Origin of the sequence: Serratia grimesii (assembly GCF_900186025.1) — a bacterium.
GTDB lineage: Bacteria > Pseudomonadota > Gammaproteobacteria > Enterobacterales > Enterobacteriaceae > Serratia > Serratia grimesii.
Window position 1 is genome coordinate 4316945 of record NZ_LT883155.1, and the last position, 22467, is coordinate 4339411.

Annotated in this window: 21 protein-coding genes; 10 read left to right on the forward strand and 11 right to left on the reverse strand. The window is 52.4% G+C overall.

Annotated elements, in window-relative coordinates; all coding sequences use genetic code 11:
* Positions 1-14: 14 nt before the first annotated feature.
* Together qseC and qseB are read right to left on the reverse strand one after the other, a co-directional pair.
* Positions 15-1373, reverse strand: coding sequence for a quorum sensing histidine kinase QseC (gene qseC / locus SGBXF1_RS20240; protein WP_186427450.1), 1359 nt, complete (start codon positions 1371-1373; stop codon positions 15-17).
* The gene (gene qseB / locus SGBXF1_RS20245) at positions 1370-2032 is read right to left on the reverse strand and encodes a quorum sensing response regulator transcription factor QseB (RefSeq protein ID WP_037416831.1); all 663 of its coding nucleotides are present in this window, start codon (positions 2030-2032) and stop codon (positions 1370-1372) included. Before qseB ends, qseC begins: the two co-directional genes overlap by 4 nt.
* Before the next feature lie 169 nt (positions 2033-2201).
* Between qseB and panB the strand changes: the two genes are divergently transcribed.
* The 3 genes from panB to panD all read left to right on the forward strand — a co-directional run bounded on the left by panB (position 2202) and on the right by panD (position 4384).
* Positions 2202-2996, forward strand: coding sequence for a 3-methyl-2-oxobutanoate hydroxymethyltransferase (gene panB, locus SGBXF1_RS20250; RefSeq protein ID WP_037416828.1), 795 nt, complete (start codon positions 2202-2204; stop codon positions 2994-2996).
* 24 nt (positions 2997-3020) lie between these two features.
* The gene (gene panC / locus SGBXF1_RS20255) at positions 3021-3875 is read left to right on the forward strand and encodes a pantoate--beta-alanine ligase (protein ID WP_130382000.1); all 855 of its coding nucleotides are present in this window, start codon (positions 3021-3023) and stop codon (positions 3873-3875) included.
* 128 nt (positions 3876-4003) lie between these two features.
* Positions 4004-4384, forward strand: a complete 381-nt coding sequence (gene panD, locus SGBXF1_RS20260) for an aspartate 1-decarboxylase (RefSeq protein WP_037416822.1) — start codon at positions 4004-4006, stop codon at positions 4382-4384.
* A gap of 38 nt (positions 4385-4422) precedes the next feature.
* Here the strand turns inward: panD and SGBXF1_RS20265 are convergent, their stop codons facing one another.
* The 3 genes from SGBXF1_RS20265 to SGBXF1_RS20275 form a co-directional block, all read right to left on the reverse strand.
* Positions 4423-5703 carry a polysaccharide deacetylase family protein gene (locus SGBXF1_RS20265; protein ID WP_061807930.1) on the reverse strand — a complete coding sequence of 427 codons (1281 nt, stop codon included), beginning with the start codon at positions 5701-5703 and terminating at the stop codon, positions 4423-4425.
* A gap of 178 nt (positions 5704-5881) precedes the next feature.
* The gene (locus SGBXF1_RS20270) at positions 5882-6652 is read right to left on the reverse strand and encodes an ABC transporter permease (RefSeq protein WP_037416816.1); all 771 of its coding nucleotides are present in this window, start codon (positions 6650-6652) and stop codon (positions 5882-5884) included.
* Positions 6649-7572 carry an ABC transporter ATP-binding protein gene (locus tag SGBXF1_RS20275; protein ID WP_037416812.1) on the reverse strand — a complete coding sequence of 308 codons (924 nt, stop codon included), beginning with the start codon at positions 7570-7572 and terminating at the stop codon, positions 6649-6651. Before SGBXF1_RS20275 ends, SGBXF1_RS20270 begins: the two co-directional genes overlap by 4 nt.
* Before the next feature lie 236 nt (positions 7573-7808).
* Here SGBXF1_RS20275 and can point away from each other — a divergent pair, with 236 nt between their 5' ends.
* Positions 7809-8465: a carbonate dehydratase gene (gene can / locus SGBXF1_RS20280; RefSeq protein ID WP_061807929.1), complete on the forward strand. Its 657-nt coding sequence runs from the start codon at positions 7809-7811 to the stop codon at positions 8463-8465.
* 229 nt (positions 8466-8694) lie between these two features.
* On the opposite strand, the gene hpt is transcribed toward can, so the two are convergent.
* Both hpt and cueO read right to left on the reverse strand, forming a co-directional pair.
* On the reverse strand, positions 8695-9231 hold the full coding sequence (gene hpt, locus SGBXF1_RS20285; protein ID WP_186427451.1) for a hypoxanthine phosphoribosyltransferase: 537 nt from the start codon (positions 9229-9231) through the stop codon (positions 8695-8697).
* Between the two features lie 152 nt (positions 9232-9383).
* The gene (cueO, locus tag SGBXF1_RS20290; RefSeq protein WP_130382002.1) at positions 9384-11018 is read right to left on the reverse strand and encodes a multicopper oxidase CueO; all 1635 of its coding nucleotides are present in this window, start codon (positions 11016-11018) and stop codon (positions 9384-9386) included.
* Positions 11019-11254: 236 nt separating this feature from the next.
* Between cueO and SGBXF1_RS20295 the strand changes: the two genes are divergently transcribed.
* From SGBXF1_RS20295 to speD, 3 genes are all read left to right on the forward strand, one after another.
* Positions 11255-11602: a YacC family pilotin-like protein gene (locus SGBXF1_RS20295; protein WP_037416803.1), complete on the forward strand. Its 348-nt coding sequence runs from the start codon at positions 11255-11257 to the stop codon at positions 11600-11602.
* A gap of 112 nt (positions 11603-11714) precedes the next feature.
* Positions 11715-12578 (forward strand): polyamine aminopropyltransferase, encoded by an 864-nt coding sequence (gene speE / locus SGBXF1_RS20300; protein WP_061807964.1) that lies wholly within the window; start codon positions 11715-11717, stop codon positions 12576-12578.
* A gap of 27 nt (positions 12579-12605) precedes the next feature.
* Positions 12606-13400, forward strand: a complete 795-nt coding sequence (gene speD, locus SGBXF1_RS20305; protein WP_012146704.1) for an adenosylmethionine decarboxylase — start codon at positions 12606-12608, stop codon at positions 13398-13400.
* A gap of 33 nt (positions 13401-13433) precedes the next feature.
* Here speD and yacL read toward each other — a convergent pair whose 3' ends face one another.
* On the reverse strand, positions 13434-13796 hold the full coding sequence (yacL, locus tag SGBXF1_RS20310) for a protein YacL (RefSeq protein WP_037416800.1): 363 nt from the start codon (positions 13794-13796) through the stop codon (positions 13434-13436).
* Between the two features lie 636 nt (positions 13797-14432).
* Here yacL and SGBXF1_RS20315 point away from each other — a divergent pair.
* Together SGBXF1_RS20315 and SGBXF1_RS20320 are read left to right on the forward strand one after the other, a co-directional pair.
* Entirely contained in the window at positions 14433-14723 is a 291-nt protein-coding gene (locus SGBXF1_RS20315) for a hypothetical protein (RefSeq protein ID WP_037416797.1), read from the forward strand.
* Positions 14724-14811: 88 nt separating this feature from the next.
* Positions 14812-15171, forward strand: coding sequence for a hypothetical protein (locus tag SGBXF1_RS20320; protein WP_186427452.1), 360 nt, complete (start codon positions 14812-14814; stop codon positions 15169-15171).
* 92 nt (positions 15172-15263) lie between these two features.
* Here the strand turns inward: SGBXF1_RS20320 and acnB are convergent, their stop codons facing one another.
* Positions 15264-17861 (reverse strand): bifunctional aconitate hydratase 2/2-methylisocitrate dehydratase, encoded by a 2598-nt coding sequence (gene acnB, locus SGBXF1_RS20325; protein WP_037416795.1) that lies wholly within the window; start codon positions 17859-17861, stop codon positions 15264-15266.
* A gap of 711 nt (positions 17862-18572) precedes the next feature.
* Here acnB and SGBXF1_RS23980 point away from each other — a divergent pair.
* Positions 18573-18695: a hypothetical protein gene (locus SGBXF1_RS23980; protein WP_255212238.1), complete on the forward strand. Its 123-nt coding sequence runs from the start codon at positions 18573-18575 to the stop codon at positions 18693-18695.
* Between the two features lie 98 nt (positions 18696-18793).
* Here the strand turns inward: SGBXF1_RS23980 and lpdA are convergent, their stop codons facing one another.
* Together lpdA and aceF are read right to left on the reverse strand one after the other, a co-directional pair.
* Positions 18794-20218, reverse strand: a complete 1425-nt coding sequence (lpdA, locus tag SGBXF1_RS20330; protein WP_012146711.1) for a dihydrolipoyl dehydrogenase — start codon at positions 20216-20218, stop codon at positions 18794-18796.
* Between the two features lie 357 nt (positions 20219-20575).
* Positions 20576-22456, reverse strand: a complete 1881-nt coding sequence (gene aceF, locus SGBXF1_RS20335) for a pyruvate dehydrogenase complex dihydrolipoyllysine-residue acetyltransferase (RefSeq protein ID WP_037416792.1) — start codon at positions 22454-22456, stop codon at positions 20576-20578.
* Between the last annotated feature and the right edge of the window lie 11 nt (positions 22457-22467).

Here is a 22467-nt window from a genome sequence, read left to right on the forward strand (position 1 = left end):
TGGTATACAGCGCCCTATAGCATCACCTGAGCAACAAATCCCCCTTCCGGTCGGTTGGCAAAGCTAACACGCAGTCCATGTAAACTCGCTATACGCTCAACAATAGATAACCCCAGTCCGCTTCCCGTTTGCTCCTGGCCCGGCGGACGATAAAAACGTTCTCCAAGCCGTGCCAGATGCTCCGTCGTCACACCAGGCCCATCATCCTCGACCGTCAGCAAGCGCTCTGTCAGTCTCACCGTGACGGTGCCCCCTTTCGGGGTATAGCGCACGGCATTATCCACCAGATTGCGTACCAGCAATGACAGCAGCAGTGGCTGCCCCTGTAACGGTGGCGGAGTGCCTTGTTGTTCATAGCGCAGCGTGACATTGGCGGCATGTGCATGGCGTTCCTGTTCAGCCAAGGTCATCGGGACCCATTGACTCCAGTCGACCGTTTCCAGTTCGGCCAGATCGGACAGGGAGTCCAGCCGCGACAGTGTCAGCAGTTGATCCACCAACCGCGTAGCGCGATCGATGCTTACTGTCAGATTGTCCAACGCATGCGCGCGCATCGGTTCGTCGTCGCCAGCCAGTTGCACTACTTCCGTCTGCACCCGCAGTGCCGCAAGCGGACTACGCAATTCATGGGCGGCGTCGGAGGTGAATCGTCGTTCCCGCACCAGCAGCGCATTGATGCGAGTAAATAGCGCATTAAGCGCATCCACTAACGGGCGCACTTCAGTCGGCACCTGACTCGCGTCCAGTGGCGTGGCATCGTCTGGGGCGCGTTTACGCAGCCCTGCGGCGACAGTACGCAACGGGCGCAGCTCACGCCCGACCATCAGTGCAATCAACAACATCAGGATCGGTAACGTCACCAGCCACGGCACCAATTGCCCGGTCACCATGCCTAGCGCCATGTCCCGGCGATAATCCCACTCCTGCCCCACCACGATACGATATCGCCCGTCGGGGCTGGTGAGCCACAGTAGCCGCCAACTGTCATCATCGCCTTTGCGCTCACCATCGGTAAAACCTTCACGCTCACTGTCAAAGCGGAAATCCGCACCATTTTCACCATCGTTAAGCAGCATCTTGCCGTTACGGTCAAAAATCGCGAACGCCAGCGCATCATCGTCCTGTTCACCACGCTTGCCGTGGTGCACCAGCTTCTTGGTTTTCGGTAGACTCCGTACGCTTTCATCTGCCAGCAGATCGCCCAGGTTGGCTGTCGCCAGCCGTTTGGCAAACAACATCTGCTGGGTATCGAAGACTTCATTGATGTTGTTGCGCGTCATCATCCATGCCACCAGGCTGGCAGAACACCAGGTCAGTAGCGCCAGCACGCTGAAAATCAGGATCAACCTCAGTCGTAAACTAAGATGTCTCACGGTACATCCCCCAGCGTATAACCCACACCGTGAATGGTACGGATAAACCCGTTGCCCAACTTCCGTCGCAGATGATGAATATGTACCTCCACCGCGTTGCTACTGACCTCATCGTCCCAGTTGTACAATTTTTCCTGGATCAAAGGGCGCGCCAGCACCCGTCCCTTGTTGTGCAGGAACAATTCCAGCACGGCCAGCTCTCGTGGTGTTAATGTGACGGGCTCGCCGTTACAGCTAACGCTACGGGTGGCGGTATCAAACACTACATTGCCATGCACCAATTGTGGCATCAGTTGACCATGACGACGGCGGATCAATGCCTGCAGGCGTGCAGCAACCTCTGCCAAGGCAAAAGGCTTGCACAGGTAATCATCGGCGCCGCTTTGCAGGCCGCTGACGCGCTGTTCCAGCGCATCACGTGCGGTCAGGATCAATACAGGTACGTCATGACCGGCCTGCCGCCACTGGCGCAACAAATCCAACCCGTCGAGACCCGGCAGGCTGAGATCGAGGATCACTGCGTCATAAGGCGCACTTTCCAGCGCGTTTTTACCGACCAGCCCATCGGTAAACCAATCCAGATTAAAGCCAAGCTTGGTCAACCCGGCTTTGATGCCGTCGCCAATTAACTTGTCATCTTCTATCAGCAGAATTCGCATGTGCGTCCTTTTTTAGCCATTGCCGCCCATTACACCACAAGGTTCTTAAGAACCGCTTAAGCATTATGATCTGCGCTACCCACCCCGTTAGGGTTACAGTAGAATGACAGCACTTTTTTGCAGTCAGGGCCCTGCGTACGCCGCACGGCTCTATTCAGGAGACGTAGTGATGAAACCCACCACCGTGACCCATTTGCGCCAGTGGAAGCAGGAACAGCGCAAGTTTGCTTCCCTCACCGCTTACGATGCCAGCTTTGCCAAACTGTTTGAAGAGCAAGGCGTTAAAGTGCTGCTGGTGGGCGATTCACTGGGCATGACGCTGCAGGGCCACGACTCCACACTCCCGGTCACCGTCGCCGACGTTGCCTATCATACTCGTGCCGTGCGCCGGGGTGCTCCGGCCTGCCTATTGCTGGCCGACCTGCCCTTTATGAGTTACGCCACCCCACAACTGGCCTGCACCAATGCCGCAGAGCTGATGCAAGCCGGTGCCAATATGGTGAAGTTGGAAGGCGGCAGTTGGCTGTGTGAAACAGTGAAAATGCTCACCGAGCGTGCCGTGCCGGTATGCGGCCACCTGGGCCTGACACCGCAGTCGGTAAACGTGTTCGGCGGTTATAAGGTACAGGGCCGTGATGAACTCGCTGCCAAACAACTGCTGGAAGATGCACAAAATCTGGAGCTGGCCGGTATTCAACTGCTGGTACTGGAGTGCGTACCTACTGAGTTGGCTCGCAAAGTCACTGAAGCGCTGACAATTCCGGTGATTGGCATTGGTGCCGGTAATGTCACCGATGGTCAGATTCTGGTTATGCATGATGCGTTCGGTATCACCGGTGGCCACACACCGAAATTTGCTAAAAACTTCCTGGCACAGAGCGGCGATATCCGCTCGGCGGTGCAACAATATATCCAGGACGTAGAACAAGGCATTTACCCCGCTGAAGAGCACTCTTTCAACTAAAGTGTCCGCGTTAGGAGTTATGGAATGGTAATTATCGAGACCCTGCCGCTGTTGCGTCAGCAGATCCGCCGCTGGCGTCAGGATGGGAAACGCATCGCACTGGTGCCGACCATGGGCAACCTGCACGAAGGTCATATGACGCTGATCGATGAAGCCCGCGCACGCGCCGATATCGTGGTAGTCAGTATTTTCGTCAACCCGATGCAGTTCGAACGCCCTGAAGATCTGGCCAGTTACCCACGTACCTTGCAAGAGGACAGCGAAAAGCTGACCCGCCGCGGCGTTGAACTGGTGTTCGCACCCGCACCGGCCGATGTCTATCCGCAGGGGCTGGAACAGCAAACCTACGTCGACGTACCGGGCATTTCCACCATGCTGGAAGGCGCCAGCCGCCCGGGGCATTTCCGCGGCGTCGCCACCATTGTCAGTAAGCTGTTCAATCTGGTGCAGCCGGATCTGGCCTGTTTTGGCGAAAAGGACTATCAGCAACTGGCATTGATCCGCAAGATGGTGGCGGATATGGGCTACGACATCGACATTGTTGGCGTACCGACAGTACGGGCTAAAGATGGCCTGGCGCTCAGTTCTCGCAACAGCTATCTGACTGCCGAAGAGCGTAAAATCGCCCCGCAGCTCAGCAAAATCATGAATGCGCTGGCAGAACAGCTTAGCAACGGTGAACGTCACGTCGACGAGTTGCTGGAGCAAACCGCCGAGCACCTGCGCAACGCCGGTTTCACCCCAGACGAGCTGTTTATTCGCGACGCTGACAGCCTGCAACCCCTGGGCGTTGAAAGCCAACGTGCCGTGGTGTTAATGGCCGCTTGGCTGGGTAAAGCACGATTGATCGACAACCAGCAGGTTGATTTAACGTTGTAGGTTATTTTTTGAACATACGTCACCTGTACAACCAGCCAGATTGTAGACAATGGCAGGCTTATCGGTGACGATATACCTCAGTATGGCTATTTAACCCAATCGCCTCTATTACTCAGTTAGGTAAAGTTATGATACGTACTATGCTGCAAGGCAAACTGCATCGGGTGAAAGTGACTCAGGCCGACTTGCACTATGAAGGCTCCTGCGCCATTGATCAGGACTTTCTGGAAGCCGCAGGCATTCTGGAATATGAAGCTATCGATATTTATAACGTTGATAACGGTCAGCGTTTCTCGACCTATGCTATCGCCGCAGAACGTGGTTCTCGCATTATTTCGGTCAACGGTGCGGCAGCACGCTGCGCCTGCGTGGGCGACAAGTTGATCATCTGTTCTTACGTGCAGATGAGCGATGCTGATGCACGCCAACACCATCCTAAAGTCGCCTACTTCGAAGGTGACAACAACCTGCAACGTAAAGCGAAAGCCGTACCGGTTCAGGTCGCTTAAACGTAAAAACGGGCGCTTTCGGCGCCCGTTCCTTCCTACTATTGCACCACCACCGTTCCTGGCTTATTGGCTATTCTGTCCGCCATCGTTTGAATCGAGTCGGTGCGCAAAATATACAGCCGCTTCAGCGTATAGGGATTATCCCCCGGCTTCACTTTGCCTTGCACTGTGGTCACTGCCATATGGAAACCGGCGTCTTTCGCTGCCTGTATCGCCCGCTGGTTGTAGCCACCAAATGGGTAGGACAGATACAGCACGTGTGGATTAAACTGCGACAACGCACGGCGTGAGTGCTCAAAATCGAACTCGATATTATGCAGAGAACGGCTCAGCAGGATCGGTTGACGGTTACCATCTGTGCGATGCAGGAAATGCGTATGCGACTGCACATCGAATACATCCTGAATCTGCTTCAGTTCGGAAATACTCATAAACTGCAGCGAGTCTGGGTTCCACTTCTGCGGATGGCGTTTGATGCGCGAGGAAATGATAAACGCCGTAGCGCGGAAGCCATAGTCTTTCAGCACAGGATAAGCATACCGATAAACCGACTTTAGCCCGTCATCAAACGTCAGCACCACTGCCTTGCCCGGCAAATTGATCTGATTATTCAGGTAAGCTTCCAACTGATACAAGGAAATAGTGTCGTAGCCAGCCTGCTTCAGGTAGGTCATCTGATTGCTGAACGCCACATCAGACGTGGTTGTCGACGTATGACGGAAGCGCTTGTTCTCTTCGTTTTTCAACAGATGATGATAAGTCAGTACCGGAATGCCCATATCAATTTCGCAGTCCAGTTCGCTGACATAACCCAGCCGGTCACCAATGTTGATCTCATACCAGGTGTTGTTGAGCCGATCCTTCAGCTTACCGATGATCGGGTAGCGCAGGTTCTCTTCCAGAACGCCAAAAATATCACTGCCGTTATCGGCATCGGTATAGACGTTAGTCACTTTTTGAGTGATCAGGTTCTGGTTGGTCAGCGGCTTGTTCAGCTCACCCAGGTCATCCTTCACTTTGCGCGATTTTTTGAGATTTCGCACATCGTCTTTATCGATAAAACCGGTGCCGTGACCGAATTTGAACTCGTAATATTCCGCATCCGCCGGGAACACCTGAATCAGTTGCCCCTGCTTCACTTCACCGACCGGAATAACATGCTCGCCAATCAGCGAATAGACCTCGCTGTCGCGTTGCGCTTCCATATATTCGGATTTAACAGCACTGTCTTCCGACAACAAATTTGCCAGACTTGCCGGGGATGCAAATGCCATCAGAATACCGAGAAGCCCAGCCGCTATCTTATGTTTAGACCGCATGGTTATGTTCTGCTTACGAGTACGTAATAACAAAATGGAGAAAATGTGGAGCGCCAGCATAGCACGATTTGAACAGCGGAGATAAAGGGGTTATTGGAGCAATTTTATTGATTTACATGATGCCTGTTTCAGGTCAAAAAAAGCGTCCCCGGACGCGATGCCTGGGGACGCTAGTTAATCAGGTACGCAGACCGCGACCGCGTTCAATCAGGTACCAGGACAACAGGTAGAACACCGTAATAAACGCCACCAAAACTGCCATAGTCAGCGCCAAAGGTACGTCGCTGATGCCCAGGAAACCGTAACGGAAACCACTAATCATATAGACGATAGGGTTCAGTTTGGACACCGCCTGCCAGAACGGCGGCAACAGCGTCAGCGAGTAAAACACCCCGCCCAGATAGGTCAGCGGCGTCAGTACGAAGGTCGGGATCAGGCTGATATCGTCAAAGGTCGTGGCAAACACCGCGTTGATCAGCCCCGCCAGCGAGAACAAAATGGCCGTCAGCAACAATGTGGCCACAATCACCCACCAGGCGTGGACCTGCAGTGGCACAAAGAACAGTGAAATCACGGTCACCAATACGCCGACGCAAATACCGCGCGCCACGCCACCACCGACGTAACCGGCGATGACGACGTGTGTCGGTACAGGTGCCACCAACAGTTCTTCAATGTTGCGCTGGAATTTGGCGCTGAAGAACGACGAAGCCACGTTGGCATACGAGTTGGTGATCACCGCCATCATGATCAAACCCGGCACGATAAACTGCATGTAATCAAAACCGTGCATTTCACCAATACGCGAACCGATCAGGTTGCCAAAGATGATGAAATACAGCGTCATGGTGATCACCGGTGGCACCAGCGTCTGGATCCAGATACGGGCAAAACGGTTGATCTCTTTGGCCCAGATGCTCTGTAAGGCCACCCAATACAAACGCGTCATGCTTTTTCTCCATTGCCATTAACCAGGGTGACGAACAGCTCTTCCAACCGGTTAGCCTTGTTACGCATGCTCAGTACCTGAATACCCTGCGTGCTGAGTTGGGTAAACAGACCATTCAGGCCTTGCTCACGCATTACTTCAACTTCCAACGTTGAGGTATCCGTCAGGCGGTGGCGGTAACCGTCCAGCTTCGGCAGTGGGCTTTTCGCGGCCAGATCCAGGATGAAGGTCTCGGACTTCAGCTTGGCCAGCAACCCTTTCATTGAGGTATTTTCGACTAACTCACCGTTCTGGATAATGCCGATATTGCGACACAGCATTTCGGCTTCTTCCAAATAGTGAGTGGTAAGAATAATTGTGGTGCCTTGCGCGTTCAGCTCTTTCAGGAAGCCCCACATTGAGCGGCGCAGTTCGATATCCACCCCGGCGGTTGGCTCATCAAGAATCAGCAATTTTGGCTGATGCATCAATGCGCGGGCAATCATCAGCCGGCGCTTCATCCCCCCAGACAGCATGCGGGCACGCTCTTCACGCTTGCCCCACAGATCCAACTGAGTCAGGTATTTTTCTGCTCGCGCCAGTGCTTCACGACGAGCAACACCGTAGTAACCCGCCTGATTGACCACTATCTGCATCACCGTTTCGAACGGATTAAAGTTGAATTCCTGCGGTACCAACCCGAGCTGACGCTTGGCATTGACGATATCTTTGTCGATATCGTAGCCAAACACCCGCACACTGCCGGACGTTTTATTAACCAGCGAGCTGATAATGCCAATGGTCGTGGATTTTCCGGCGCCGTTTGGCCCCAGTAAGGCATAGAAATCCCCCGCTTCGACATTCAGATCGATTCCACGCAATGCCTTGACGCCACCGGCGTAAGTCTTGGTTAACTGCGCTAATTCCAGTGCATAATTCATAAGTTAAAAAGTACCTTGTGACGATGAGTATGCTGCTGCGTATTGTAATGAAGGTGATCTTATCATCAGCAGCGTTTTCACTGAGGCAAATCCGTGCGGAAAATTCAGGTTCCATCCCACCATGCTGTATAGAAAGTGGTTGAATATCGTCTTGCGTCACTGTTCCGATTTCCAAACTGTGACGCTTGTCCTATATTACCCCAACGCAATCTGTTCGTTACAGGTCAATAACCTCCATGAAAGAAATCGAAAAGCTTATCGCTAATAACCATACTTGGTCGGCTAACATCAGCAAGGAAGACCCGGATTTTTTTGAACGTTTAGCACAGGCGCAAAAGCCTCGCTTTTTATGGATAGGTTGTTCAGACAGCCGCGTTCCTGCGGAAAGACTGACCGGGCTGGAACCAGGTGAACTCTTTGTCCACCGTAATGTGGCAAACCTGGTCATTCACACCGATTTAAACTGCTTGTCGGTCGTGCAGTATGCCGTCGACGTGCTGGAAGTTGAGCATATTATTATTTGTGGCCACCTGGGCTGCGGTGGCGTAGAAGCCGCGGTTGAAAACCCGGAATTGGGGCTGATCAACAACTGGCTGCTGCACATCCGTGATCTCTGGTACAAACACAGTTCACTGTTGGGTGAGCTGGAACCGGAACAGCGCCTTGACGTATTGTGCGAAATCAACGTGATTGAGCAGGTCTATAACCTGGGCCATTCCACCATCATGCAATCAGCGTGGAAACGCGGTCAGAAAGTGATGATTCACGGTTGGGTGTATGGGATCCAGGACGGACGTCTACGGGATCTGGAAGTTGCAGCCACCAGCCGAGAAAGCCTGGAAATGGGCTATCGCAAAGCCATGGCTACTCTGCAGCAGGATAAAGGCATTTAATTTCGCCTGCGACACGACATATACCCCAAATAATTGGCGTTGCACCACAACAAAGCCACGGCGTTGTTGAACAGCGCCTGCGCTGGCCTCAACGGGGCGAGGCTTTGCCGAGTAACGCAGCAAATTCGTCAGTTCCCAAGAGCTTACATAAGTAAGTGACTGGAGTGAGCAAATGCAGCCAACACAGGTACAGCTTCAAGTATAAAGGGTATATCGCGCCAACCGCAGTTTATTCGTCCAGCAGCACCACTTTACCGACATATGGCAAATGGCGATAACGCTGAGCGTAGTCAATGCCGTAACCTACCACGAACTCGTCCGGGATCGGGAAACCGACATACTCAACCGGTACTTCAACTTCACGGCGCTCAGGCTTGTCCAACAGCGCACAGATCGCCAGTGATTTCGGCCCGCGCAGTGCCAGAATTTCGCGCACTTTATTCAACGTGTTGCCAGAATCAATGATGTCTTCGACGATCAGCACATCTTTGCCGCGGATGTCTTCGTCCAAATCCTTGAGGATTTTCACGTCACGGGTAGTGGACATGCCACTGCCATAGCTGGACGCTGTCATAAAGTCGACTTCATGGGGTACGTCGATCGCACGACACAAATCGGCCATGAACATGAAGGAGCCACGCAACAACCCAACCAATACCATATCACTGCCGCTATCGCGGTAATGTTCGGTGATCTGGCGGCCAAGTTCAGCGATACGGGTCTTAACTTCCTGCTCGGAAATCATTACTTCTACAGTGTGTTTCATAGTTTTCAGGTCAGTTGCCGGAAGAAGGGCGCAGAGTTTAGCATAGCCTGAAGCCTCTGGCGACGCGAGTGCGCCGCCACTTGTTTCTTTGGTGGCTTTTGCTCCCTGCCCTATGGAGGGCAAGTTGTAGCGAAGCACCGGAGCACATATCTTCAGTCGGTTACCGTAAAGCCCAACATCATGCCGGTATCTTCATGTTCCAACAGGTGACAGTGAGCCATATAAGCATGATCGCTGTTGGCCAGGTGATCAAAGCGCACTAACACTTCACTGCGCCAGCCTTCGACACGCACAGTGTCTTTCCAGCCACTGCGGTGAGCCGCTGGTGGCTTGCCATTTTCCGACAGAATACGGAACTGGGTGCCGTGAATATGGAACGGGTGCAACATCATGTCGCCCTCGCCGGAGATGGTCCATTTTTCGTATTTGCCGCGCTTGGCTTCAAACATCGGTTTAGCCATGTCGAAGGCCTTGCCGTTGATCATATTGCCGTGGCTGAAGTCGAAAGGTTTGGCACTGTGATCCATTCCCTTCATATCACCATGATTCATACCTTTCATATTGCCATGGTCCATGCCTTTCATACTGCCCTGGCCCATACCGGCCATCGCGCCGTCACCTTTACCCATACTGCCGTGATCCATGCTCATTCCTGCCATTGCTTGATGGCCATAACGATCCATCAACGCCTGCATGCCCAGCATATCCAACTGCGGATTCATCATCAGTTGTAGCCAACGCTCTTGAACACCCGCCACCGCAGGCAACGCTGGTAGCTTCACCAGGCTATCCGGCATCGTCTTGATGCCCTGCGCCAATGAAGGTTGAATATGCAACACTGGCAGTGGTTGGTCGAATGGTGCCAACGTCATGCCCATCTGTTTAACCGGCAGCGTAACAATATCAAATGGCTTGCCGTCGGAAGCATCCACCAGCACTTCAAAACGTTCGCCCATCAGCATCGACAACTCGGTCAGCTTGACTGGCTCAGCCAGAAAACCACCGTCACTGGCGATCACATAGAGTGGGCGATTATCGCTGGCCGCAATATTCAGCGAGCGCGCATTACACCCGTTGAGGAAACGCAGGCGTAACCAACCACGCGGGGCAATATGCCGTGGATACTGCGCGCCGTTGGTGAACATGCGGTCACCAAACCAGCCAACCGCCGCGCTCATCACGTCCAGTTGATATTCAATCTGTGCGTCTTTGCCCAACCGTTTGTCCTGCAGGATCACAGGAATGTCATCCTGTCCCCAGGTTTTCGGCAGTGGCAACTTACTGCTCTCATCGTCTTCCAGCAGCACCAACCCTGCTAACCCCATCATTACCTGCTGCCCTGTCTTGCCATGGGTATGCGGATGGAACCAGCAGGTCGCTGCGGGCTGTTCAACCGTAAACTGCACCCTGCGTGTCGTGCCCGGTTGGATCAGCGCCTGTGGACCGCCATCGACATCCCCCGGGATTTCCAAACCGTGCCAGTGAACGGTGCTGGCCTCCGGCAGTGCGTTGCGGATATCTACCGTTACCGGCTTACCGCGTTGCAGTCGCACCGCTGGGCCCAGCAGCGCGCCATTCACGCCCCAGGTATGGGTCGCTTTACCCGGAAGCCAGTTCATTTCGCCGGTTTGCAACGCCAGCGCTATATTTCCCTGCGCATCCGGCATCAGTAACGGCGGAATAGGCAACGCTGGCAGCTCAGCCGCCCACACACCCCGGCTCCACAACGGTAAAGCGCTTGCCGCGCCCAGCGCAGCGGTCAGTTTGATAAAATCACGGCGTAACATCGCTGACTCCCTTTTTCAGTGATCGGCACTCAATGCTCACTAAGCTGTAGCTAACCCAATAAGGCTGCAGCTCGAAAGATTATGGGTCTAAACTTATCGCTATACAGCCTAAACCCTCCCCTTAGCGGAAGGTCAAGCCTTTGCTTTCCGTTATGTTATCCGCCGGTAATAAAATTTGGTGCCTTTACAGGCAAGTGTGATAACGTCTGTTGACAACAAACAGGTCTATTTTCAAGATGAAAAAAACAACATTACTGGTGCTGCTGCTCACCACGCTGGGGTTCTCCAACGCCAGTCTGGCACTGAATGAGTCTGAGGCGGAAGATCTGGCCGATCTGACGGCAGTATTTATCTATTTGAAAAATGACTGTGGCTACAACGACTTGCCTAATGCACAAATCAAGCGTGCCATCGTTTATTTTGCCCAACAAAACCGTTGGGATTTGACCAACTATAATAGCTTCAACATGAAGGCGCTGGGTGAAGACAGCTATCGTGATCTCAGTGGTATTGCTATCCCGACACCCAAGAAGTGTAAATCTCTGGCACGCGACTCGCTAAGCCTGCTGGCCTACGCCAACTAATCCCCTCCGCCTTTCTGCTACCTCTGTTTGAAATTCAGCCGTGCATCACCAGGCAGAGTTAGCTATGATGTTGCGCCCATTTTTCATGGCTGTTATTACGGAGTTCCCGCACATGACCCAGAAAGAAATTTGGTATGAAACGCTGCATGCCAACTTCGGCCAGTACTTCTCAGTAGAGAACGTGCTGTATCGTGAGAAGACCGAGCATCAGGATTTGGTTATTTTTGAAAACCCAGTTCTGGGGCGCGTCATGGCGCTCGACGGCGTGGTGCAAACCACCGAGCGTGATGAGTTCATCTATCACGAGATGATGACCCACATACCGCTGTTGGCTCACGGCCACGTGAAAAAAGTGCTGATCATCGGCGGCGGCGACGGCGCCATGTTGCGTGAAGTGAGCCGTCATCAGGGCGTAGAGCAAATCACGATGGTTGAGATCGACGCCGGTGTGGTGGAATTCTGCCGCCAATACCTTCCAAACCACAATGCTGGTGCCTACGACGACCCACGTTTCAAACTTGTGATTGATGACGGTGTCAATTTTGTTAGTCAGACCGATGAAAAATTCGATGTGATTATCTCAGACTGTACCGACCCCATTGGTCCCGGCGAAAGTCTGTTCACCTCCGCGTTCTATGAAGGCTGCGCACGCTGTCTGAATGAAGGTGGCATTTTTGTCGCACAGAACGGCGTGTGCTTCCTACAGCAAGACGAAGCGGTTAATAGCCACACCAAGCTGAGCCAATACTTCAACGACGTCAGCTTCTATCAGGCCGCAATCCCGACCTATTACGGCGGCATTATGACCTTCGCATGGGCGAGTCAGGATCCGGCACTGCGCCAGCTCGACTTATCTACCCTGCAACATCGCTTTAATCAAAGTGGCTTAAACTGTCGTTATTACAATCCGGCAATTCACGTGGGCAGCTTTGCACTGCCGCAGTATTTGCTCAACGCACTGAACGTTTCACGTTAAGCGAGAAGATAAAGGAGGTGAACCAAATTGCATAAGCTAAAACTGCACGGCTTCAACAACCTGACAAAAAGCCTGAGTTTTTGTATTTACGATATTTGTTACGCCAAAACCGCGGATGACCGCGCTGGCTATATCGCCTACATTGACGAGCAATACAACGCCAACCGCTTGACCGAGATCTTGAGCGAGACCTGCTCGATCATTGGCGCAAATATTCTGAACATCGCACGCCAGGACTATGAGCCTCAGGGCGCCAGCGTCACCATTCTGGTTAGCGAAGAACCGGTTGATCCGAATGATGTCGATACGTCGGAACACCCAGGCCCACTGTCAAAAACCGTGGTCGCACACCTGGACAAGAGCCACATCTGTGTTCACACCTATCCGGAGAGTCATCCGGAAGGCGGTCTGTGCACCTTCCGCGCCGATATCGAAGTCTCGACCTGCGGCGTGATTTCACCGCTTAAAGCGCTGAATTACCTGATCCACCAGTTGGAATCTGACATCGTCACCATGGATTACCGTGTGCGTGGTTTTACCCGCGACGTGAACGGCGTAAAACATTATATCGATCATGAGATCAATTCGATCCAGAACTTTATGTCTGATGATATGAAGGCGCTGTACCACATGATGGACGTGAATGTTTACCAGGAGAACATCTTCCATACCAAGATGCTGCTGAAAGATTTCGATCTGAAGCACTACCTGTTTAACGCCAAACCGGATGCACTGAGTGCCGCCGAGCGTAAAGAGATTACCGATCTGCTATGGAAAGAGATGCAGGAAATCTATTACGGCCGCAATATTCCGCATCTGTGATAAATATAGGGCGCGGCATGCCGCGCCCGACGCTTAGTACTTGAGCATGAAAGATCGATAAGCCTTCAGCACCTGCAAGAAATCCTCGACGCCGCAGAATGAGAGACTTTCTTCGTCATAGTAATTCATCCCCTCTTCCATCTCGTCGCCTTCAAACTCCAGCAGATTGGCACGGATCATCACTTCCTCACCGTCCATCAGCAATGTGTATTCATGGCCTTCCAACTGCCATTGACGCTCGCTGCCCTTTACCTCCGCCGCACCGGCTTCGATCCGGTCCAGCAGGTTAAAGTCGCCTTTGAGTTCTTCGTTGATCCAGTGGCCAATGACCTCATGCCCCATCGAAAATCTGACGATCACCTGGCCGGTCACGTCACGCAGAAATTCGTAATCCATAGCACGCCTCCTGAGCCCTTTCCCTTAGTGTAAACATTAATTCATGACTAACTCAGTGAGCGCTCGCAAAGTTGGCAACTGAGAAAAATAAAACGCCAGTGGCGCTATCGCCGCGCAATATAGCCGCTTGCGTCAGCAATGGGAAGTCACCTGTCGCTCGTTCGATAAGCCGGCGGTTCCCGCGAAGGCGACACCGAGCATCATAACCCTGGCAACAGTGGATAAATCGTCTTTGTAGATTTCTTGTCAGTCCGTTGGCAAGCCCAGTGACATTAAGGATTAAATTAATCAATATGTTATAAAAAATACAAAGGAGAGTCGGCACTATTGCCTGGAAAAAAGCAAACCAGAACGGCTTATTTAGGGATATTGGTAGGGCAAGATCATGGGAAATGTTCAATAATTGTATTTATTCAATCAATGTAAAGAAAGTGAAGATATATCTCAAAATAAGGCAAATAAAATCAGTATATAGTTGAAAATCAAAAACATTACAATTATTACACCAATCTTCCTCTTTTGACTTCCTGCAAATATCGATTAGCTTTTACATTATGGAACTTTAATTAAAGTTCAATACCGGCCAGAGGCGATTTCACCTCCTTCAAATCTATCACCAAGATCAGGATGTGTGCCATGAAATACATTATCCCAATCGTAGCACTGAGCATTATTTTCTCGGCATCTTCTTTTGCTGCCAAGCAAATCACCCTCGAAGATTCCGCCAGCTATACAAAACTCGGCGACCTCTCAATCCAACAAACCGGAGTGCCAACCGTCGGACACAAAGACATCTCCAAAGCTGTCGATCAAAAATGCAATGAACTCAGCGGATTAAGCGGAAAAGATTGCTACTACCGCATCGTCGGTGCATCAGGCCAAGAAAGCGATCATAAAGACATCCATGTTGAAATCTTCAAAAAGTAGATAGTGCGTATTAAGGGTAACCCGGCCTCTTCCCCTTCAACAAACAAGAGGCCGAGCTCAGGTATATTCTCTTTTTCAGAAGATGAAAATGAACACTATCCTGTCAAAACGCGTTGCCTTGATGTCATTCGTCGCACTCATGCTGCTCTCAATGACTAAGGCAACGGCTGACGTCATCATCAACCTGGGGCCAGAGCCTGCCTGCCCATACGGTTATTATGACTACGAACCCTACTACTGCGCCCCTTATGGCTATTACGGCCCTGACTGGTTTATCGGCGGTAGGTTTATTGGCGCGGGTCCCTGGTTCCATGGTCCGCACGAATTTCGTGGGCATGTTGATAACCACTTTGACCCTAAACATGGCTACAGAGGGGAATTTCCAGAACGAGGGGATGTTCCTTTTAACCACTTCCGCGGAAATGAAGTCCGTAATGGTCGTGGATAACCCACTCTGTGAACATGAAAACAAATGGGCATTATCGCCATAAAAAACGGGGGCCTTTATAGGCCCCCGCTTAACATGACTCTGTCACTAAATTAAACCGCGGTTTGGAAGATCACACCGTCAGCTTTTTCAGTGTACTGGCCCAGTTGATCAAAGTTCAGGTAGCGGTAGGTATCCGCCGCTGTCTTATCGACCTGCGCCATATAAGTCTGGTACTCGTCTGGCGTTGGCAGACGACCCAGCAACGAAGCAACCGCTGCCAATTCTGCAGACGCCAAATAGACGTTAGCGCCAGTACCCAGACGGTTCGGGAAGTTACGGGTCGAAGTGGAAACCACCGTCGCACCGTCAGCAACACGCGCCTGGTTACCCATGCACAGTGAACAGCCCGGGATCTCGATACGCGCACCACTCTTGCCAAACACGCTGTAGTAGCCTTCTTCAGTCAGCTGAGCCGCATCCATCTTGGTTGGCGGTGCCACCCACAGACGGGTCGGCAACTGACCTTTATGCTGATCCAGCAGTTTACCTGCAGCACGGAAGTGACCGATATTGGTCATGCAAGAACCGATGAACACTTCATCGATCTTGCTGTTGGCCACGTCGGACAGCAGACGTGCATCGTCAGGATCGTTCGGCGCACAAAGAATTGGCTGAGTGATCTCGGCCAGATCGATGTCGATCACCGCGGCATATTCTGCATCCGCATCGCCTTCCAGCAATTGTGGATCCGCCAGCCATTTTTCCATGCCCTGGATACGACGCTCCAGCGTACGGCGATCGCCGTAGCCTTCAGAGATCATCCACTTCAGCAACACGATGTTAGAGTTCAGGTACTCCTGGATCGGCGCTTTATCCAGTTTGATGGTACAACCGGCAGCAGAACGTTCAGCAGAGGCATCGGTCAATTCAAATGCCTGCTCAACCTTCAGATCCGGCAAGCCTTCAATTTCCAGGATACGGCCGGAGAAGATGTTCTTCTTGCCCTTTTTCTCTACGGTCAACAGCCCCTGCTGGATCGCGTAGTAAGGGATAGCATGTACCAGGTCACGTAAAGTGATGCCCGGCTGCATTTTGCCTTTGAAGCGAACCAGAACAGACTCAGGCATATCCAACGGCATAACACCGGTAGCAGCAGCAAAGGCCACCAAACCAGAACCCGCAGGGAAAGAAATGCCGATCGGGAAACGAGTATGGGAGTCACCACCGGTACCGACGGTATCCGGCAGTAGCATACGGTTCAGCCAAGAGTGGATAACACCGTCGCCCGGACGCAGCGATACACCGCCACGGTTCATAATAAAGTCCGGCAGCGTATGGTGAGTCGTCACATCGACCGGTTTCGGGTAAGCGGCTGTGTGACAGAAGGACTGCATCACCAGATCGGCAGAGAAGCCCAGGCAAGCCAAGTCTTTCAGCTCGTCACGGGTCATCGGGCCTGTAGTGTCCTGTGAACCGACAGAGGTCATCTTCGGTTCACAATATTCACCCGGACGCACGCCAGCGACGCCACAGGCGCGGCCAACCATTTTCTGTGCCAGCGAGAAACCTTTGTTGCTGGCTGCCACTTCTTTGGCGATACGGAACACGTCGCTGTGCGGCAAGCCCAAGGCTTCACGTGCTTTAGTGGTCAAGCCACGGCCGATGATCAACGGGATACGGCCACCTGCGCGTACTTCATCAAGCAGCACATCGGTTTTCAGTTCGAAGTTAGCGATCAGTTCGCCCGTTTCATGGTTGCGCACTTCGCCTTTGTACGGGTAAATGTCGATCACATCGCCCATGTTCAGGTCATTAACGTCCACTTCAATCGGCAGCGCACCGGCATCTTCCATGGTGTTGAAGAAGATTGGCGCAATTTTACCGCCCAGTACTACACCACCGCCGCGCTTGTTAGGCACATACGGGATGTCGTCGCCCATAAACCACAACACTGAGTTAGTGGCAGACTTACGGGAAGAACCGGTACCGACCACGTCACCGACATAGGCCAGAGGGAAACCTTTTTTGTTCAGCAGTTCGATTTGCTTGATCGGGCCAACGCTGCCCGGCTGATCCGGCACAATACCTTCACGTTCGTTTTTCAGCATTGCCAAGGCGTGCAATGGGATATCTGGGCGAGACCAGGCATCCGGCGCCGGTGACAGATCATCGGTATTGGTTTCACCGGTCACTTTGAACACAGTAACAGTGATCTTTTCTGCCAACTTTGGACGTGACAGATACCATTCGGCATCGGCCCAGGATTGCATGATCTGTTTGGCGTGTGGGTTACCCGCTTTAGCTTTCTCTTCTACGTCATAGAAGTTGTCAAACATCAGCAGCGTATGGGACAACGCTTTGGCGGCAATCGGTGCCAGCTTTTCGTTATCCAACGCGTCGATCAGCGGATGAATGTTGTAGCCACCTTGCATGGTGCCTAACAGTTCAATGGCTTTCTCTGGGGTAATCAGGGGAGATGTTGCTTCGCCTTTGGCGATGGCTGCCAGGAAACCTGCTTTGACATAGGCGGCTTCGTCGACGCCTGGTGGTACACGGTTAATCAGCAGGTCTAACAGGAATTCTTCTTCGCCTTTTGGCGGATTCTTTAATGATTCAACCAGCGCTGCCATTTGGGTGGCGTCTAACGGCTTAGGGACGATGCCCTCTGCAGCACGCTCGGCTACGTGCTTACGGTATTCTTCTAGCACGACATTCTCCTCGCTCTCATTGTCATTTATTGTGCCTGGCGTTTTGTACCCGTAGTCTTCAAGCCACAGGGTATATTTTCAAACCGGGTTTAGCGCACGGTGTGATGCCATTGATCCTGACGGGGCACTGCTGTCGATGTCCTGGACTGTAAGTTACAGTGCCCGGTTCCGCCCAGCCAGCATATCAGGATTTGAATTGGTTGTTAATTCGTTCACATAAAAGCAACATTAAATCTTTGCTGAATCGTTGAGCGCAGTGTAATCGGCTACGGCACAGGCTAGCCGGGGGGCGGTGAGCACGACGATTTAGCCTAACGAGCACAACACAATAGCCACATATTTACAATGGTTATTGAATTTGAAGATCAAAAGTTGAGAGTCGGAGACACAAAAAAACCGCCGTAAAGGCGGTTCTTTTGTTCCGTTCGGTGTTAGCAGGCACCTCACGGGTTTCTTACATCGTTAAAGAACGATACAAGCGCTACCGAGCCAAAGCATTGTGCGTAACATCGTTCAAAAAATCAACTAAACAATGTTATCACAGCTATTTTTAGGTACTCTCTCGATGGGTCTGTTCTGCCGGTTTAGCAGCCGGTCATCGGGCTTGAGAACAGTGCTGCAACTACTGCGATACAGGCGCTACCGAGCGCTTGTTCCACCGGGATTTTTCCGGTGAAGTCGCGGTGGTCGTGGTTCCACAGGGATCGCGCAATGAAAGGGAGTTCTATGTTTATCCTGCTCATTGTACTGGGATCGGCGTTTGGCGTGAGTAAAGGGGGTTGGTCGGTTAACGGCAACAACCTGACGCTGAATGTGATATTCCAGAACAAGTAAGCTACTGGCCGCTCACTGAGCGGCCTTTTACTGCATTCCGTCCATAAAAAAACGGCCCCTTTTCAGGAGCCGCTTATCAACCGTTCAAACCAGCAGAATTACTTCTTCTTGGCTTTCGGGTTAGGCAAGTCGGTGATGCTGCCTTCGTAGATCTCAGCCGCCAAGCCTACAGATTCGTGCAGGGTTGGGTGAGCATGGATAGTCAACGCGATGTCTTCTGCGTCACAACCCATCTCGATAGCCAGACCGATCTCACCCAGCAGCTCGCCGCCGTTGGTGCCGACAATCGCGCCACCGATGATACGGTGAGTTTCTTTGTCGAAGATCAGTTTGGTCATGCCGTCTGCACAATCGGAAGCGATAGCACGGCCAGAAGCAGCCCACGGGAAGGTGGACGTTTCGTAGCTGATGCCTTTCTCTTTCGCTTCTTTCTCGGTCAGACCCACCCATGCAACTTCCGGCTCGGTGTAAGCGATTGATGGGATCACTTTCGGGTCGAAGTAGTGCTTCATGCCAGCGATAACTTCAGCAGCAACGTGGCCTTCATGCACGCCTTTGTGCGCCAGCATCGGTTGACCGACGATGTCGCCGATAGCGAAGATGTGTGGCACGTTGGTGCGCAGTTGTTTGTCGACGTTGATGAAGCCACGTTCGTCAACTTCAACACCAGCTTTACCTGCTTCCAGCAGCTTGCCATTCGGTACACGACCGATAGCAACCAACACCGCGTCGTAACGCTGTGGCTCTGCAGGTGCTTTCTTACCTTCCATAGTGACATAGATGCCGTCTTCTTTGGCTTCTACCGCAGTCACTTTGGTTTCCAGCATCAGGTTGAACTGCTTGCTGATACGTTTGGTGAAGACTTTCACCACGTCTTTGTCAGCAGCCGGGATCACCTGGTCAAACATTTCGACTACGTCGATCTGTGAACCCAGCGCATGGTATACGGTGCCCATTTCCAGGCCGATGATACCGCCGCCCATGACCAGCAGACGCTCTGGGACAGTTTTCAGTTCCAGTGCATCGGTAGAGTCCCACACGCGTGGATCTTCATGAGGAATGAATGGCAGTTGGATCGGACGAGAACCTGCGGCAATGATGGCATTGTCGAAGTTGATGGTCGTTGGGCCATTTTCGCCTTCAACAACCAGGGTGTTAGCGCCGGTGAACTTGCCCAGGCCGTTAACCACTTTCACTTTACGGCCTTTAGCCATACCAGCCAGACCGCCAGTCAGCTGATTGATGACTTTTTCTTTCCAGACACGCACTTTGTCGATGTCAGTTTTCGGCTCGCCGAAAACGATGCCGTGTTCAGCCAACGCTTTGGCTTCTTCGATCACTTTGGCAACGTGCAACAGTGCTTTGGAAGGGATACATCCCACGTTCAGGCAAACACCGCCCAGAGTGGAATAACGTTCAACCAGAACGGTTTCAAGACCTAAGTCAGCGCAACGAAAGGCAGCAGAGTAGCCTGCCGGGCCCGCCCCAAGTACCACGACCTGAGTTTTAATTTCAGTACTCATCATGACCTCTTAATTGATTGTCCGGCGGGTCAGACGTCATTTTATCCCCTGCGTATTTCAAGTTACAGCGTTGTTGGCTTCGTTCTCTCACCCCAGTCACTTACCTGAGTAAGTTCCTGAGAACTCGTGAATTTGCCGCCTAGCCGTCACGTGAAATCCATTGGGCATATTATTAATCGATCTCATAACGCCCTTCATCCACCGGGACGCTTACACCGCGAGCAGTTTACAGAATTGTTAATAATCTGCAAAGCGTGTTCGAGTGACCCGTGTCTCAACAATTTTGTCGAGTCGTGCAAAAACCGACAAAACTGCTACTGAAGTAGTAAGGGCGCAGCATGCTGCGCCCTTTTTTTATTACATCACCATACGGCGGATATCAGCCAGCATGTTGTTGATGATGGTAATAAAGCGCGCACCATCGGCACCGTCAATAACACGGTGGTCGAAGGAGAGCGACATTGGCATCATCAGACGCGGTACGAACTCTTTACCGTTCCAGACCGGTTCCATCGCAGACTTGGATACGCCCAAGATAGCGACTTCTGGTGCATTCACGATAGGTGCAAAGTGAGTCGTCCCGATACCGCCCAGGCTAGAGATGGTGAAACACCCACCCTGCATTTCGCCTGCGGTCAGTTTACCGTCACGTGCTTTTTTGGAGATAGCCATCAGTTCGCGGGACAGTTCAGTGATGCTCTTCTTGTTCACATCTTTGAATACCGGCACAACCAGACCGTTTGGCGTATCAACCGCAACACCTACGTTGATGTATTTTTTCAACGTCAGTTTCTGACCATCTTCGGACAGAGAACTGTTGAAGCGCGGCATCTGCTCCAGAGCAGCTGCAACAGCTTTCATGATGAACACCACAGGGGTGAATTTCACATCCAGCTTACGTTTGGCAGCTTCTTCGTTCTGTTGCTTACGGAAAGCTTCCAGATCGGTGATATCAGTTTTGTCGAAGTGCGTTACGTGCGGGATCATCACCCAGTTACGGCTCAGGTTAGCACCAGAGATTTTCTGGATGCGACCCAGTTCAACTTCTTCGATCTCACCGAACTTGCTGAAGTCCACTTTCGGCCATGGCAGCATACCTGGCAGACCGCCACCGGCAGCAGCAGTTGGTGCCGCTTCTGCACGTTTAACGGCGTCTTTCACGTAAGTCTGAACGTCTTCGCGCAGGATACGGCCTTTACGACCGGTGCCTTTCACTTTCGCCAGGTTCACGCCAAATTCACGCGCCAGACGACGGATGACCGGAGTAGCGTGCACATAAGCATCGTTCTCAGCGAACTCGCCTTTCGCAGCCGGTGCAGCCTGTGGAGCTGGTGCAGAACTTGCAGCCGGAGCCGGTGCAGCTTCTGCTTTCTGGGCAGGAGCAGCAGCAGGCGCAGCGCCTTCAACTTCGAATACCATGATCAGGGAACCGGTTTTCACTTTGTCGCCGGCGCTGATCTTGATTTCTTTCACGGTACCTGCGAACGGTGCCGGCACTTCCATAGAAGCCTTGTCACCTTCAACGGTGATCAGTGACTGTTCAGCGGCAACTTTGTCGCCCACTTTCACCATCACTTCGGTCACTTCTACTTCGTCGCCACCGATGTCCGGTACTGCAACGTCTTTAGCCGCAGATGCAGCCGGTGCCGCAGGGGCTGCCGGCGCTTGTGCCGCTGCTGGAGCCGCAGCAGATGCTGCGCCAGCCACTTCGAATACCATGATCAGAGAACCGGTAGTGACTTTGTCGCCAGTGCCGATCTTGATCTCTTTCACGGTACCTGCGAACGGTGCCGGGACTTCCATTGAAGCCTTGTCGCCTTCAACGGTGATCAGGGACTGCTCGGCTTCCACCTTGTCGCCCACTTTCACCAGGATCTCGGTCACTTCAACTTCGTCAGCACCAATGTCCGGTACCGCAACGTCTTTGGCAGCAGCGGCAGCCGGTGCAGCAGGTGCTGCGGCCGGTTTCTCTTCAGCTTTGGCAGCTGGCGCAGCAGCCGCTGCCCCTTCTGCTTCAAAGATCATCAGCAGTTTGCCGGTTTCGGTTTTATCACCGACGGAAACCTTGATCTCTTTAACCACACCCGCCTGCGGGGATGGGACTTCCATGGAAGCTTTATCACCTTCAACAGTGATCAGCGATTGTTCTGCTTCAACTTTATCGCCCACTTTCACCAGAATTTCGGTGATTTCCACTTCGTCTGCACCGATGTCCGGTACTTTAATTTCGATAGACATTCTTCAGTACC